The 15,451-nt window shown below is 63.3% G+C and carries 12 protein-coding genes; 9 read left to right on the forward strand and 3 right to left on the reverse strand.

What is annotated here, in order from left to right:
- Positions 1-66: 66 nt before the first annotated feature.
- The 7 genes from EV698_RS02940 (at position 67) to prsK (ending at position 10,328) form a co-directional block, all read left to right on the forward strand.
- Positions 67-1,029 carry a glycine betaine ABC transporter substrate-binding protein gene (locus EV698_RS02940; protein ID WP_130502664.1) on the forward strand — a complete coding sequence of 321 codons (963 nt, stop codon included), beginning with the start codon at positions 67-69 and terminating at the stop codon, positions 1,027-1,029.
- 176 nt (positions 1,030-1,205) lie between these two features.
- Positions 1,206-2,366, forward strand: a complete 1,161-nt coding sequence (msrB, locus tag EV698_RS10480; RefSeq protein WP_130502665.1) for a peptide-methionine (R)-S-oxide reductase MsrB — start codon at positions 1,206-1,208, stop codon at positions 2,364-2,366.
- Positions 2,363-3,094 (forward strand): SDR family NAD(P)-dependent oxidoreductase, encoded by a 732-nt coding sequence (locus EV698_RS02950; RefSeq protein WP_130502666.1) that lies wholly within the window; start codon positions 2,363-2,365, stop codon positions 3,092-3,094. Before msrB ends, EV698_RS02950 begins: the two co-directional genes overlap by 4 nt.
- Positions 3,095-3,267: 173 nt before the next feature.
- Positions 3,268-4,701, forward strand: coding sequence for an undecaprenyl-phosphate glucose phosphotransferase (locus tag EV698_RS02955; RefSeq protein ID WP_165385699.1), 1,434 nt, complete (start codon positions 3,268-3,270; stop codon positions 4,699-4,701).
- A gap of 30 nt (positions 4,702-4,731) precedes the next feature.
- Positions 4,732-6,078, forward strand: coding sequence for a PEP-CTERM-box response regulator transcription factor (gene prsR, locus EV698_RS02960; protein ID WP_239016187.1), 1,347 nt, complete (start codon positions 4,732-4,734; stop codon positions 6,076-6,078).
- A gap of 31 nt (positions 6,079-6,109) precedes the next feature.
- Positions 6,110-8,200, forward strand: a complete 2,091-nt coding sequence (locus EV698_RS02965; RefSeq protein WP_165385700.1) for a tetratricopeptide repeat protein — start codon at positions 6,110-6,112, stop codon at positions 8,198-8,200.
- 31 nt (positions 8,201-8,231) lie between these two features.
- Positions 8,232-10,328: an XrtA/PEP-CTERM system histidine kinase PrsK gene (gene prsK / locus EV698_RS02970; RefSeq protein ID WP_165385701.1), complete on the forward strand. Its 2,097-nt coding sequence runs from the start codon at positions 8,232-8,234 to the stop codon at positions 10,326-10,328.
- Here prsK and rfbD read toward each other — a convergent pair.
- The 3 genes from rfbD to rfbA are packed head-to-tail and all read right to left on the reverse strand — an operon-like array spanning position 10,311 to position 12,588.
- Positions 10,311-11,207, reverse strand: coding sequence for a dTDP-4-dehydrorhamnose reductase (gene rfbD / locus EV698_RS02975; protein ID WP_207220483.1), 897 nt, complete (start codon positions 11,205-11,207; stop codon positions 10,311-10,313). The two genes, prsK and rfbD, sit on opposite strands and share 18 nt — an antisense overlap.
- Positions 11,171-11,713: a dTDP-4-dehydrorhamnose 3,5-epimerase gene (rfbC, locus tag EV698_RS02980; protein ID WP_130502670.1), complete on the reverse strand. Its 543-nt coding sequence runs from the start codon at positions 11,711-11,713 to the stop codon at positions 11,171-11,173. Before rfbC ends, rfbD begins: the two co-directional genes overlap by 37 nt.
- The gene (rfbA, locus tag EV698_RS02985) at positions 11,710-12,588 is read right to left on the reverse strand and encodes a glucose-1-phosphate thymidylyltransferase RfbA (protein WP_130502671.1); all 879 of its coding nucleotides are present in this window, start codon (positions 12,586-12,588) and stop codon (positions 11,710-11,712) included. Before rfbA ends, rfbC begins: the two co-directional genes overlap by 4 nt.
- A 113-nt stretch (positions 12,589-12,701) precedes the next feature.
- On the opposite strand from rfbA, the gene EV698_RS02990 reads away from it, so the two are divergent.
- Positions 12,702-14,276: an exosortase C-terminal domain/associated protein EpsI gene (locus EV698_RS02990; RefSeq protein ID WP_130502672.1), complete on the forward strand. Its 1,575-nt coding sequence runs from the start codon at positions 12,702-12,704 to the stop codon at positions 14,274-14,276.
- Positions 14,273-15,448 (forward strand): DegT/DnrJ/EryC1/StrS family aminotransferase, encoded by a 1,176-nt coding sequence (locus EV698_RS02995; RefSeq protein WP_130502673.1) that lies wholly within the window; start codon positions 14,273-14,275, stop codon positions 15,446-15,448. Before EV698_RS02990 ends, EV698_RS02995 begins: the two co-directional genes overlap by 4 nt.
- Positions 15,449-15,451: the final 3 nt, after the last annotated feature.

The following is a 15,451-nucleotide window of genomic DNA, read 5'->3' on the forward strand; positions in this document are numbered from 1 at the left end:
AAGGCGCCAGCCCGCGATTTGGTACTGGAACGGCACGGTTGAGCGCGGAGAATATGGAGTAAACCTATGAACAAGCGTTCTCTCTACGCTTTGGCGCTGACCGGCGCACTGGTCCCGATGGCCGCGAATGCCGAGTGCGGCAAAATCTCTGTCGCCGAGATGAACTGGACCTCCGGCGGCATCATTACCGGTGTGACTGAATTCCTGCTGGAGCAGGGCTATGGCTGCGATGTCACGGTGATACCGTCGGCAACGACGACGGCGATAACCTCGCTCGCGGAAAATAATGAGCCTGATATCGTCCCCGAGCTCTGGCCTAACGGCGCGCCGTCGTATTACGACCTCGCCGAGCAGGGCAAGCTGGTCAAGGCCTCGGATGCCTTCAGCAAGGGGGGGCAGGAGCACTGGCTGGTCCCTGCGTTCCTTGTCGAGGAACATCCGGAGTTGGCTACCATCGAGGGTGTATTGAACAACCCCGAGCTTGTTGGTGGTCGCTTCCACAATTGCCCCGATGGCTGGGGTTGCCGGATCGCCAATGATTCGCTCAAGCAGGCTTACGATCTCGAGGGTCACGGTATCGAGGTGTTCAACCACGGTTCGGGCGAGACCCTGCAGGCGGCACTCGTGACCGCGGCGGAAAACCGCGAGCCGTACTTCGGCTACTACTGGGGCCCGACGGCACCGCTCGGCAAGTACGACATGGTGAGCGTTGATATGGGGCCGATCGATCGCGAGGCCTATGAGTGCAATCAGGACACCGAGTGTGACGAGGTCGGCAAGACCGCGTTCCCTGCGGCGCCGGTCTTCAATGTCGTGACCAACGACCTGGCCGATCGCGAGCCGGAGGCCTTCGAGCTCATGCAGCACGTCACATTCGAGAATGACACGATGAGTGGGCTGCTTGCCTGGCACTCCGAGAATTCGGCGTCGATCGACGAAGCGGTTGTCCATTTCCTGCAGAATAACCAGGACACATGGCTGGACTGGGTCAGCGAGGATGCACGGGCGAACCTTCAGGGCATGTTCTAAACTCTGAATAGCGCGATGCCTGAAGGCGCCGGGGCGGGTTCCGTCCCGGCGTTTTTCGTTGTATCGCCGCTGTGCGACGCGCCGTCAGCGCGGGTAGAGTCGTGAATTCATGCTGCTCCGTGATGTCTTTATAAATATCCAGCTGCAGCCTCAAGGGCGAGACATAAGAGGAAACCATGAGAGCCTTTTCAACAAAAATCATTATTCTCACCGGTTTGCTACTCGGCCTCCCGTCCACGGGTGGCGCCCAAACCGGTGACTCGGACTTTGCGCCGGATAATCCGGACCTTGCAGTGGCAACCTTCGCAGGTGGTTGTTTCTGGTGCGTCGAGGCCTACTACGAAAAGAACGTCCCGGGCGTTGTCGAGGCGGTATCCGGCTACAGTGGCGGCGACGAAGTCGATCCGACCTACGAACAGGTCTCGGGCGGACGGACGGGCCACACCGAAGCCGTGCAGGTCTACTACGACCCGGACAAGATGACCTACGAGGGCCTGCTGCAGGGACTGTGGCGGACCGCGAATCCAACCGACACCGACGGACAATACGTCGATCGGGGCAAGCAGTACCGTCCGGCGATCTTCTATCACAGCGAGGCCGAGCGGCGTGCCGCCGAGGCGGCAGTGGAGGCACTGGAGGCTTCCGGGCGCTACGACGAACCGGTCGCCATCGAGATCGTCCCGTTCGAGGCCTTCTACGCGGCGGAGGCGTACCACCAGGACTATTACGAGAAAAAGCCGGTGCGGTACAAGTTCTACACATTCAACTCGGGCCGCTACGACTTCATCGAGGAGGTCTGGGGCGATGATCAGGAGGTGGACTATTCCCAGTACCGGCCTGATCGCCAGGCGGCGAGTAACGGCGTTGAGGCATTCGACCCCGCCACCTTTGAAAAGCCCGATCTCGAGGTGCTGCGCTCACGCCTGAGTGCCGAGCAGTTCCAGGTGACGCAGGAAGATGGTACCGAGCCGGCGTATCAGAACGACTATTACGACGAAAAACGGCCGGGGATTTACGTTGACGTAGTCTCCGGAGAGCCACTGTTTTCATCGAGCGACAAGTACAAGTCGAACACCGGCTGGCCGAGCTTCACTCGGCCGATTGCTTCGGATGCGGTGGTTGAGCGCGAGGATCGGTCCTTTTTCATGACGCGCACCGAGATCCGCAGTCGGCATGCCGACTCCCACCTCGGCCATGTCTTCAAGGATGGCCCCGAGCCGACCGGCCTGCGCTACTGCATGAACTCGGCAGCCATGAAGTTCATCCCGCTGGAAGATATGGAAGCCGAGGGTTACGGTCCCCTGATCAGCCAAGTTGAAGAAGGAAACACGGAATGACTGCACCCGTTCTCATCATGGGCGCCCGCGGCGGTATCGGCGAGGCGCTGGCACGGCGACTCGCGGCTCAGGGGCATCCGCTCGTACTCTCGGCACGTGACCCGGATACCCTCCAGGCGCTGGCGCGGGAGACGGGTGCCTCGACCGTCGCCTGTGATGTCCTCGATCCCGACTCGATCAAGCGCGCCGTGGAGGCCGCACAGTCCGACGAGGGCCTTGCCGGACTCGCTTACTGCGTCGGCAATATCGTACTCAAGCCGCTGAAAAACCTCACGGAAGCCGATCTGATCGATTGCTACCGATTGAATACCGTCGGCGCGGCGCTTGCTGTTCAGGCGGCGGCACCGGCTCTGCAGCGGGCTAACGGCAGCGTGGTGATGTTCTCGACAGTGGCCGCGGGGCAGGGCTTCGGCAATCACGCCATTATTTCGGCTGCGAAAGGGGGCGTCGAGGCGCTTTGCCGTTCTCTCGCGACGGATCTGGCACCCAAGGTGCGGGTCAACTGTATCGCGCCGAGTATCAGCCAGACGGAGATCGCCGGGCAGCTGCTCTCCAACGAGAAAATGGCGGACGCGCTGGCGGCCAGTCACCCGATGAAGCGCGTGGGCGAAGCGGATGATTCCGCGGCCATGGCGGCGTTCCTGCTGAGCGACGATGCGGGCTGGATCACTGGGCAAATATTCCCGGTCGATGGTGGCCGAGGTGCCCTGCGCGCAAGGGGTCAGTAACCGCCTCCGGATATTGCGGTATCTCCATTGACAAGTGGCTTTGGTTTTGATCAAAGTCATTTAAAAGGGGATACATCATGGAACCGATAAGACGCCTGAACTACAGGGATAACCCGGCGTTACATCCGCTTGCCGAAACTGATCCGATTAGCACTGAGGTGAGGTTGCCGCCCATGCCGTTGACGGGTGGCAGTTCCTCTCCGCGCTCGGTGTTCCTCACCCATAGTCTGTCGCTGGGCGTTATTGCCGGCCTGCAGTGGATCATGCCGGCGCTGTTGACGGTCGTCCTGCTATACGGTCTCGCAGCCCTCGGCGGGGTAGCGATCGACAGCTACCTGACGGCCCTGGCGATTTTCGCGGCCGTTCTGACAATCCTGCTGATTCGGGTGCTCCCCGCGAGTGGAACCCATACGGCTTCCACGTATTTTATCGACCAGACAGGGAGCCTCCTCGGGCGATGGCTGGCGGTGCTGGGCGCGCTGCTGGCGACCGCCTATCTGACCGGTTTCCAGGGATATTACCCGGCCGGTCTCGTCATTGCCTGGGCGGTGACAACGCCCGTCGCGGTGCTGGTGGTTCACTGGCTTCTGGACCGTCTCTTCCGCCATATCCTGGTGTCTCGGGAATTGGTGCGCACCAGCGTAATTGCCGGTGGGAACGAGCTGGGTCGCGGACTCGCCGAGCGGATCAGGCATCACCCGGAATACGGGTTTCGGGTGAGGGGTTTCTTTGACGATCGCAGCCTCGATCGACTTGGCGCCATGGACGACGTCGAGTATCTCGGTCGGCTTGATGAAGTCAGCCGTTACGTTCGTGAGTATTACATCGACGTCCTCTTCATCGTGCTGCCGATGCGCCACATCCGGCGCGTCATGAGGATGCTCGACGAGCTGAGTGACTCGACGGTCTCGATTTACTACGTCCCGGACTTCTTTGTCTGTGATCTGATTCAGTCGCATACGGCCGATGTCGCGGGCGTTCCGGTCGTCTCCATGTGGGAGACGCCTTTCTATGGTTATCGCGGCATTCTCAAGCGCGTCAGTGATGTCGCCCTGACACTGGCGGTCCTTGTGCCCGCGTTGCCAGTGATGGCGATTATCGCGCTTTTGATCAGGCTGACCTCCCGAGGGCCCGCGATCTTCCGCCAGCAACGCTACGGGCTCGATGGCAGGCCGATCACCGTCTATAAATTCCGGTCGATGCATGTGCTCGAAGATGGTGATCGGATTGTCCAGGCCTGGCGGGGTGATCCGCGCGTCACGTCGCTGGGCCGCTTCCTTCGAAAGACCTCGCTGGATGAATTGCCGCAGCTGTTCAATGTCCTCCAGGGGCGTATGAGCCTGGTTGGCCCACGGCCTCACGCCGTTGCGCACAACGAGGAGTACCGCGGCCGGATCAAGGGCTACATGCTCCGTCACAAGGTGCTGCCGGGCATTACCGGACTGGCGCAGGTCAATGGCTGCCGGGGTGAAACCAGCGACCTGTCGGATATGGAGGAGCGCATACGCTACGACCTCGAGTATCTCAAGCAATGGACGCCCCTGCTCGATCTCAAGATCCTGTTCCGGACAGGCATCGAGGTCATCAAGGGTGACAGGGCGTACTGAACGCTCGGAGAGACCTATGAGAGAAAATCGGTGAGTGCCGAAAAGCTGCTGATCGTGGAAGACGATCCCGGTCTGCAGCGGCAACTTCGCTGGTGTTTCGATCGCTACGAGATCCTCGTTGCCGAGGATCGGCCATCCGCCATGGCGCAACTCCGTCGCCACGAGCCCGCGGTGGTTCTGCAGGATCTGGGCCTGCCTCCGGATCCGGATGGCGTCTCCGAGGGTCTGGCAACCCTCAACGACATCATTGATGCCGCCCCCCACACCAAGGTGATCGTGGTCACCGGCAACGGTGATGCGACCAGCGCCGTGCGGTCGGTATCGCTGGGCGCCTATGACTTCTACGAAAAGCCGGTGGATACCGATACGCTCAACCTGATCGTGGCAAGGGCCTTTCACCTCGCCGATCTGGAACGCCAGAACCGGGCGCTGATGCTGGCCCGGCAGACCCCCCTGGCGGGCGTTCTCGGTGCCAGCGAGTCCATGGCGAGGATTGCGCGGACGGTCGAAAAGGTCGCCCGAACGCGGGCCACGGTTTTGTTACAGGGGGAAACGGGGACCGGTAAGGAAGTCCTGGCGCGAGCGATCCACCGGCTGAGCGATCGCGCCAGTGAGAGTTTCGTTGCCATCAACTGCGCCGCGATCCCCGAGAATCTCCTCGAGAGTGAATTGTTCGGTTACGAGCGCGGGGCCTTTACCGGTGCCCAGAACCAGACCCGGGGCAAAATCGAGATGGCCGAGGGCGGCACGCTCTTTCTCGACGAAATCGGCGACATGCCCGTATCCCTCCAGAGCAAACTGTTGCGTTTTCTCCAGGAACGTGTGCTTGAGCGGGTCGGTGGCCGTCGGGAAATCCCCGTGGACACGCGCGTGGTCTGCGCGACACACCAGAATCTTCCCGGACAGATCGATTCGGGCAATTTTCGCCAGGATCTCTATTACCGGATCAGCGAGATCGTCATCGACATCCCCCCGCTGCGGGCCCGGGAGAGTGACCCGTTGCTACTCGCCCGCCATTTCCTTGCCGCCGCCGCGCAGCAGCACGGTAGCGCCGTCCGCGGACTGACCGATGATGCGGCGGAGGCGGTATCGGCCTACGAATGGCCGGGCAACGTGCGCGAGCTCGAGCACAGGATCAATCGCGCCGTCATCATGGCAGAGGGGAAGCTGATCACCCTCGAGGACCTGGGCCTGGATCATTCCGGCGGTGAGCGCCCCAGTTTCAGCCTCCGCGAGGTTCGCGACCGGGCCGAAGAACGCGCCGTTCGCGAAGCGCTCGCACGCGCGACGGACAATGTCTCGAAGGCGGCCGATTTGCTAGGGGTATCCCGTCCGACATTGTATGACCTGATGAGAAAATTCGACCTTAAATGCTGAAAACATGCCCCCGGGGCAGGAGAGAGTAGCGATGCGAATCGGATGGCGAAAAGGATTTGTTCTCCTGTCGGTCGCGTTACTGGCCGCATGTACCGACACGGTGGATGACCTCAGGGGACAGGCCGTGGAGCTCCAGGCCGGGGGGCAGTATCAGGCCGCACTGGCACAGTATCGCAAGGTACTTGAAACACAACCGGATGACCGCGAGGCGCGGCTCGGCGTAGCGGAAAACAACCTCTATCTGGGCGAATATGCCCGGGCCCTCGACGCGCTGCAACGCGCCGCAGCCCTTGGTGCCGAGGCCGATCGCCTCCAGCCCCTGCTCGCGGCCGCGCTCCTTGCCCAGAGGGATTACGAGGGAGTTATCGATCGTATCGCCGCGGACAGCGTCGCAGATCCGGCGGTCGCCGCCGAGCTGTTTGCGGCGCGGGCAACCGCCTATCTGGCGCAGGGCGAGAGTGCACGCGCCGAGGCGGCAGCGGAGGCGGCCATGGCGGCCAAGACGGATTCGGTACGTGCACTGACCGTGACCGGATGGGTCGCACTCGCGCAGGACGATCGCGCCCGCGCCCGCGACCATCTCGAGCGAGCCGTGGAGAGCGATGATCAGATCGCCGCGGCGCTTTTCACGCTCGCAGGCATGGCGGCGGAAGCCAATGAGATTGATCTGGCGATTGAGTACCTGGCCGAGGCTATTGAACAACCGGCAACGGATCGCTCGACCTCGATGCGTGAGCGATTCATGGCTCGGGGGCAGCGGATTGAACTGCTGTTGCAGGAGGATCGAGTCGCTGAGGCGTCCGAGGTCCTGGAGGTGATGCTTCGGCAGGGCGAGCGCCATCCCTACGCGAACTACGTGGCAGGGCTGGTCGCGGTGCGCGAGGGTCGGCTCGACGAGGCCGTCGAACGCCTCCAGACCACCCTCGCAGCGTCGTCTGGCGACGTCCGCGCCAAGGCCCTGATGGCGGCGGTTCGCATGGAGCAGGATCAACCCGTTCAAGCGATCGGCCTGCTTCAGGATGTTCTCGCTGTTGCGCCGGATAATCGGCCCGCCCGCCTGAGACTGGTCGCGGCACTTCGCGAGACGGACGCCCGCGAACGGGCTGTCGAAGTGCTCATCGAGGGGGTGCGACTGGCCCGCAACGACCCGCGGGGACTGGCCTCGTTGCTGGCGGCCGCAGGCGATGACATTGAAGCGGTTCTCGCCGGTGCCCAGCCCGTAGACGGTAATGATGGCGAGTCGGAGCAAACGCGCACAAGCCTTGCCCGGGCCCTTCTGCAATCCGGCAACGTTAATCCGGAGGTGGCGCTGGCAGCGGCTCGGCAACTTGCCGCCGATCATCCGGACAACATCAGCGCGCACAATCTGATAGGGGGGATCCACCTCTCGCAGGGGCGTCTCGAGGCGGCGCGAATGGCGTTCGAGCGCGCACGGGATATTGATCCGGCGAGCGCCGAAGTGCGTTTCAACCTCGGGTTCACCGCCGCCGCTGCGGGTGATCTGGATCAGGCCGCGCTGCATTTCCAGCGTGGCTTCGAGCGGGCCCCGGGCAATATCGCCCCTATCCTGCGGCTTGCCGAAATCCAGCGCGCGACCGGGAACGCCGAGGCGGCCGCGGCCACCTTCGAAAAGGCACTGGCGACCGGTGGTGAGAATGCCTCACTGTCCCTCGTCCCGCAGCGACTTGCCCTGGCGGCCTGGTACCTTGAGCAGGCGTCATTCGACGACGCGAGTCGCCATTACGAGGCGCTGGTAAGGCAGACCGATCGTGCGGTGCCGGGGGTGCTGAACAATCTCGCCTGGGTTTATCTGCAGACGGGCGATGAGCGGGCGCTCGCGACGGCGCAGGAGGCCCATGAACTGGCGCCGGACAATCCAGCGGTTCAGGACACGCTGGGCTGGATTCATTTCCGGCAGGGCCGTGTCGATGAAGCGGTAGCGCTTCTGTCCGAGGCGGCGGAGCAGGCAAGCGACGCGCCCGAAACGCTCTACCACCTCGGTGCCGCGCTGGCAGGGGCCGGCAACCCGGTCGATGCGCGGGTGAATCTGGAGCGGGCCCTGGAACTGGACGAGGACGCGGACTGGGCGGGGCAGGCTCGGCGACTTCTCGAGGCGCTTTGAACCGGCCCGGCTCTGCATACAGGCACCGGTAGTGGCGTTGATCGGCTTTGCGAGCTATGCGGTGGCCGCGGTCGTTTTCGCCCTGGCGGCCCTCCTTTTGGTGCTGCACTGGCATAGCGATCTGCGCGGCGGGCTGCTGATTGCCGCCGTGAGTCTGACCGCGTTGTGGGGCGCAGTGCTCGCGTGGGGGGCGCTCAACCCCGGGGCAGTGGTCGTCGCTGAAGTCGCGGAGCTGTTGCGCTCGGGGGGGTGGCTGGTATTCATCAGCGCGCTGCTTGCCCCTGTCAGTCGTCTCAATGGCTGGCTGCGAGCGCTGTCAATCATGACGATTGCCCTTGTGGGGATAAGCCTGCTGTCGGTGTTGATGCGACATGGCATGAACGGTCCGGTGTCGATGCAGGGGATCCCGGGTGATGATCTATCATTTGCCGTTCCGGCCCTCGCGCTGGCGGTGCTCGGGTTGATTCTGCTCGAACAACTGCTGCGTAGTCTTCCCGCGGAAAACCGCGCATCAATCCGTTTTCTGTGCATCGGCGTCGGCATCATCCTCGCCTACGATGTCTACCTCTACTCGTTTCGCTTGCTCTACCAGCAAATGCAGATTTCGGCCTGGGATGCCCGCGGTCTAGTCACCGCCCTTGCCGTGCCTATGATCCTGATCGCTGCACGGCGCAACCGCGAATGGGAGGTTCCAGTGTTCCTCTCCCGCGAAGTCGTGTTCCAGACGACAACGCTGTTGGCGGTGGGCGGCTATCTGCTGATGGTGGCGCTGGGCGGTTATTACGTCCGTGATTTCGGCGGGACCTGGGGAGCATTCGCGCAGATCGTGCTGGTGGCCGGCGCATTGATCGGCCTGCTGCTGTTGCTGGTATCGGAGCCCATCCGACGCCGGTTCCGGGTGTTGATCAACAAGCATTTCTTCACGCGCAAGTACGACTACCGCGAGGAATGGCTGCGACTGACCGAGCGCCTTGCCGAGGCGCAGGATGATCTAACGCCTTACGAGCGGGCCGTGCGGGTGGTGGCGGACGTTGTAGAGAGCCCTGCGGGGTTGCTCTGGCGTGACGGAGACCAGGGGTTCGAGCTATCGGCCAGCTGGCGGATCGATCCGCCGGCCGAGGCGACCATTCCCCGGGATGCGTCCCTGGTCACCTTCCTCCGTGACAGCGAGTGGATTGTCGACGTCGCGGAGCTGGATGCGATCCCCGCGCGCTATCGCGATATGCAACTCCCTGACTCCGTACGGCGCGTACCGGCAGCGTGGGCGATTGTGCCGTTGCTGTATCAGCAGACACTGACCGGCATTCTCCTGCTCACCCGCCCCCGTAGTGGCGGCGAGATCAAGTGGGAGGATCGCGACCTTCTCAAAACACTGGGCAAGCAGGTCGCGAGTTATCTCGGTCAGCACGAGAATGCCCAGGCCCTGGCACAGGCCCGCCAGTTCGAGGCATTCAACCAGCTCACCGCCTTTCTGATGCACGATCTCAAAAACCTCATCGCCCAGCAGTCACTGATTGTCCGCAACGCGGATCGGCACAAGCATAATCCGGCGTTCGTGGACGATGCCTTCGCGACCATCGGCGATTCAGTGAAGCGCATGGAACACATCCTCGAATACATGCAGCGCCGTAGAGTGAGTCACCTCAGCGAACAGGTGGATGTCCATCATCTGCTTGTCGAAGCGGTCTCACGCTGTGCCGATCGCCGGCCCGAGCCGTCGCTTGAGCTCGACGTCCGCGGGGCGCATATCGACACCGATCGCGAGGCCTTCGCCATGGTGGTGATCCATCTGCTCCGCAACGCGCAGGACGCGACACCCGAGGAGGGCATGATCCTGCTTGCCGCTCGCGAGGAAGGCGGCCAGGTGACCCTCGAGGTCCGCGACAGCGGGTCGGGGATGTCGGAGGCATTTATCCGGGACGGGCTGTTCAAGCCGTTCCATACCACCAAGTCCACCAAGGGGATGGGGATCGGTGCCCACCAGGTGCGGGAGTTCACGCAGCGTCACGGCGGTCAACTGACCGTGACCAGCCAGGTTGGCGAAGGCACGACTTTTCGCCTGACGCTCCCGACATCCGCCGTGGAGAGCCCCGACGACGAGGCGCGCGTATCAGGACAGGGCCTGTAGCGTCCGGGTCAGCCCGATTTCCCAGTCCGGTGAGTAGCCGGTCGCGGCGTTCAGTGCGGGACTGGGGGCGAGCACGGCGCGCAGGGGCCGCGTCGCCGGGGTCGGATAGCTTGCGGTAGCAATCGGCTCCACCGCGGGTGCCTGTTCCAGGAGCCCCCGTTGGGTGGCCTCGCGGAAGATCATGCCGGCAAACTCGTACCAGCTAACGATTCGACCGCCAACGGCATGGTAAATGCCCCAGGGGAGGCTCGGCTCCGCGATCGATGTCGCCAGGTGCCGGATAACCGTTGCGATATCCCCTGCATAAGTGGGGCGGCCGTACTGGTCCGAAACCACCTGCAGCGCGTCGCGCTCGGCGCCCACGCGCAGCATTGTCTTGACGAAATTGCTGCCGAACTCACTGAACACCCAGCTGACCCGCAGGATCCAGTGGCGCTCGCAGAGCGTGGTAACGGCGAGCTCACCGGCGAGTTTGGTCCGGCCGTAGGTGTTGACGGGACAGGTGCCGGCATCGGGACCGTACTCGGCCTCGGCACTGCCATCGAAGACATAGTCGGTAGAGATGTGGATCAGGGGGACGCCGAGCTGCTCCGCTACCCGGGCCAGCGCCGCCGGCCCCTCGGCATTGATCCGCCAGGCCGTCGCCGGCTCGCTTTCGGCGCCGTCCACGTCCGTATAGGCGGCCGCGTTGATGATCAGGGACGGGGCGAGTGCCTGAACCGCCGGCCCAATCGTCGCCGCCTCCGCCAGATCCAGATCGACCCGGCCGCGGAAGACCGCCGAGGGTATCTGCTCGCGAAGGTGAGAGGCGAGCTGGCCCGAGGCACCGATCACCAGGATCGTCATCGGTCGGCCTTGATCTGCGCGAGCGTCGGCCATGCCCTGTCCTTGTCCGAGAGGACCGGGTCTGCGAGCGGCCAGTCGATGCCGACGGCCGAGTCGTCCCAGACCAGGCCGACCTCGTCATCCGGCACGTAGTAATCGGTGCACTTGTACTCGAAATCCGCCACGTCGGAGAGCACAAGGAAGCCGTGGGCATAGCCCGGCGGTATCCAGAGCTGGCGCTGGTTGTCGTCGGAAAGGACCGCGCCGGTCCAGACGCCGAAATACGGCGACGCGGGGTCGATATCCACGCTCACATCGAAGACCTCGCCGCGGGCGACGCGCACGAGCTTGCCCTGGGGGTAACGATGCTGGGCATGGAGTCCGCGAAGTACGCCGCGGGGCGAGCGGGAGTGGTTGTCCTGGACAAAGGGGAGGGTGATGCCGGCCGCCTCGCGATAGCGCTGGGCCTGGAAAGTCTCGAGGAAGAAACCCCGGGGGTCGCGAAAGACATCGGGCTCGATCAGCATCACCCCCGGCAGGCGGAGCTCCGTGACGATCATGCCTCCCGCTCCAGCAGGTCCATCAGGTAGCTGCCATACCCGCTTTTGATCAGTGGCTGCGCCAGCCGCTCGAGCTGGAGGCTGTCGATCCAGCCCTCGTTCCACGCGACTTCTTCCGGGCAGCCGACCTTCAGACCCTGGCGTTTCTCGAGGGTCTGGATGAACTGCCCGGCATCGAGCAGCGAGTCGTGAGTGCCGGTATCGAGCCATGCCATACCGCGCGCCATTCGCTCGACATGCAGCGCATCGTCCGCCAGGTACTGATTGTTGAGATCGGTAATCTCGAGCTCGCCACGCTCGGAGGGTGTCAGCGTCCGGGCCCGCCTGGCGGCGTCGCCGTCGTAGAAATAGAGTCCGGTGACGGCGAAACGGCTGGATGGTCGGGATGGTTTTTCCTCGATGGCCAGGGCATGGCCGCGGGCATCGAAATCGACCACGCCGAAGGCCTGCGGGTTGACCACCGGATAGGCGAATACGGTGGCGCCATGCTCCCGCGCCGCTGCCGAGCGAAGGAGGCCGGTCAGGCCGCTGCCGAAGAACAGGTTATCGCCGAGTATCAGCGCACAGGGCTGTCCGGCGAGGAAATCCTCGCCGATGACGAGCGCCTGGGCCAGCCCTTCCGGCCGCGGCTGGATCGCGTACTCGATCTGCATGCCCCACTGCGACCCGTCGCCGAGGATCTGCCGGAACCGGTCGATGTCGTCGGGGGTGGAGATCACCAGCACCTCGCGGATGCCGGTGAGCATGAGCGTGCTGAGCGGATAGTAGATCATGGGCTTGTCGTAGATCGGCAACAGCTGTTTACACACACCCAATGTCACCGGGTGCAGCCGGGTGCCGGCCCCGCCGGCGAGAATAATGCCGCGTCGTTTCATCGCCCTGTCCGCTGGCCGTCGCTCGAAAAAATAGGTGATGCCAGTAATACCGCTTATTCCAATGAAAGGCTATCCATAGTAGAAGAGAGGTTACCGATCATCAAAAGGAGCTGATGAGATTGGTTAAAGCGGTCATGGCGGCGGAACGGGCCAATGCGCTATCGCGTTTTTTCAGGCGCGTAGTTGCCCATCTTTCATCTTACTGGGTCGCCTGGCTGGCTCTGGCGGTGACTGCCGTTGCGATGGCGGTCGGCCTCGAGACCGGATTCGAACGCCTCTACGAGCGCTGGCGGTTTTCCTACAACCACAGTTTTCTGGTCTTTCCCATGGCGGCGTGGCTGGCCTGGGTCATGCTGTCGCGGGTGCCCGTCACCCGCGTCGCTCCCTCGGTGGTCGGCATTGTCGGCCTTGCACTGTCTCTCGGGATCTACGCGCTGTTCGAGGCGCTCGATTTCACGCTGGGAATGCAGATGGCCGTGCCCCTGGTTGTATTCGCGGCGGTTGCCGGACTGCTCGGTCTCTCCGTCGCCGCCGTCATGATGGTGCCCGTCGGGTTTCTCTACTTCACGGTGCCCGTCTGGGACCTTTCCACCGGCATCCTCCAGGATATCTCGACGGCGATGGTCTCGGCGCTGCTTCGCCTGAGCGATGTCACCGCACATATCGATCTCTACTACATTACGATCCCTTCCGGGACTTTCGAGATCGAGAAGGGCTGTGCCGGACTGCAGTATGTCATCGTCGGGCTGATTCTCACCGTCTTCTACGCCATGGTCTGGCTCCAGCGCTGGCGGACACGCATCCTGCTCGTGGCGGTGGCCGTCGTATTCACCATGATCGCCAACTGGATCCGGATCTATACGTTGATCCTGATCGGTCACTGGTCGCAGATGCAGCACTACCTCATCCAGGTAAGCCACGATGAGTATGGCTGGCTGGTGTTCATCGTCGCCATGGCGCCCGTCCTGTGGCTTGCCCGTCGACTCGAGACGCGCGAGCCAGAGACCGCCATGCCGCGGGCAGAAAATCCACCCGCGCGCGCATCCGTGAAAGCCTTTGTCGTTGCAGGAGGGGTGGTTGCCGCCCTGACCGCCGCGCCGGCGCTGACGGATGCCGGGCCCGAGGCACCCCCGACACCACGCGACATAAGCGCGATCACGGCGCCGGGTGGAGAGTGGCATGAAAGTGCAGCAACGCCGGCCTGGTCACCGCAATTCCATGCCCCGCACATGCAGGCACGATCCGCATTCCGCGCGCCCGGGGAAAACCAGGTCGATGTCTACATCGCGCGCTATCTTGGCAAGCAACCCGACTCCAAGCTGCTTGCGTCACGCAATGAACTCGCCCCGAACTGGCGGACATTGAGAAGCGAGATGCACGAGATCGGCATCGGTAATGACCGGCGCGCGGTTCGGGCCATGCATCTCGAATCGAGGGGTGATCAGCGCCTGCTCTGGAGTTGGTATGTGATCGGCGGATACTCAACGGGCGAGGCCGTCCGGGCGAAGATGCTCGAGATCCCCGCGCTGCTCGGGGGACGGCGCGATGGTGCGGTCATCGCGGTTTCCGCGGCCTGCGAAGGCGATTGCGACAACGCTAAGCGCAGTATGACAGGTTTTTTTGAAACACACGGTCAGCAGATCGAGGCAGTCGCCCGTGGCGCTGCCGATTCGGATGGGCGGATATGACGCGTAGCAAGGATGAGTTTCTCCCGTTCGGGGCACCCTACATCGGTGAGGAAGAGATCGACGAAGTCGTGGCGTGCCTGCGCAGCGGCTGGATCGGCAAGGGACCGCGCGTGGATCGACTGGAACGGGATTTCGCCGCGTACCGGCGGACCGCCCGTGCGGTCGCCGTGAGCTCGTGCACGGCGGCGCTTCACCTGAGCCTCCTGTCGATTGGCCTGAAACCCGGCGACGAGGTCATCACCTCGCCGATGACGTTCTGTGCGACCGTCAACGCCATTATCCACGCCGGCTTGACGCCCGTTCTCGCGGATGTCGATCCGGTGACGCAGAACATCGATCCGCAGTGTGTCGAAGACTGCATCACCTCACGCACGCGGGCGATCCTGCCCGTCCATCTCGCCGGTCGTCCCTGCGACATGGATGCACTGGTTGCCATCGCGCAGCGGCATGACCTGGAGATTATCGAGGACTGTGCCCATGCCACCGAGGCGGAGTTCCGCGGGCAGCCGCTGGGGACCTTCGGGGCGTTCGGTTGCTTCAGCTTCTACGTCACGAAGAACATGACGACGGCCGAGGGCGGCATGGTGCTTGCGCGGGATACGGCGGGCCAGGAGCGCGTCAAGATGCTATCGCTGCAAGGCCTCAGCCGTGATGCCTGGAATCGCTTCAGCAGTGATGGCTACAAGCACTACGAGGTCGTGGACTGCGGCTTCAAATACAACATGACCGATCTCCAGGCAGCGATCGGTATCCACCAGCTGCATCGGCTCGAGGCCAACTGGCACCGCCGCGTTGCCCTCTGGGACCGCTATCGGCAGGCCCTGTCGGAGGTCCCCGTGGGGCTCCCTGCTCCCCCGGCGTACAACACCCGACACGCGCGTCATCTGTTTACCCTCCAGGTCGATCCGGACCATTGCGGCATGGATCGCGATGCGTTCATGCGAGGGATGAACGCTCGACACATCGGCCTCGGAATTCACTATGCAGGCCTGCCGGACCAGCCCTACTACCAGCGCCAGTTCGGCTGGGATCCGGCGGACTTCCCGCACGCCACGCGCATCTCGCGGCAGACGGTCAGCCTGCCGTTCTCGGTGCGGTTGTCCGACGAGGATGCCAACGACGTCGTCGAAGCGGTCACCGCAACCATCCGCTCGTCCACCGTTTCCGGCTGAGCG

Source organism: Spiribacter vilamensis (genome assembly GCF_004217415.1).
Lineage (GTDB): Bacteria > Pseudomonadota > Gammaproteobacteria > Nitrococcales > Nitrococcaceae > Spiribacter > Spiribacter vilamensis.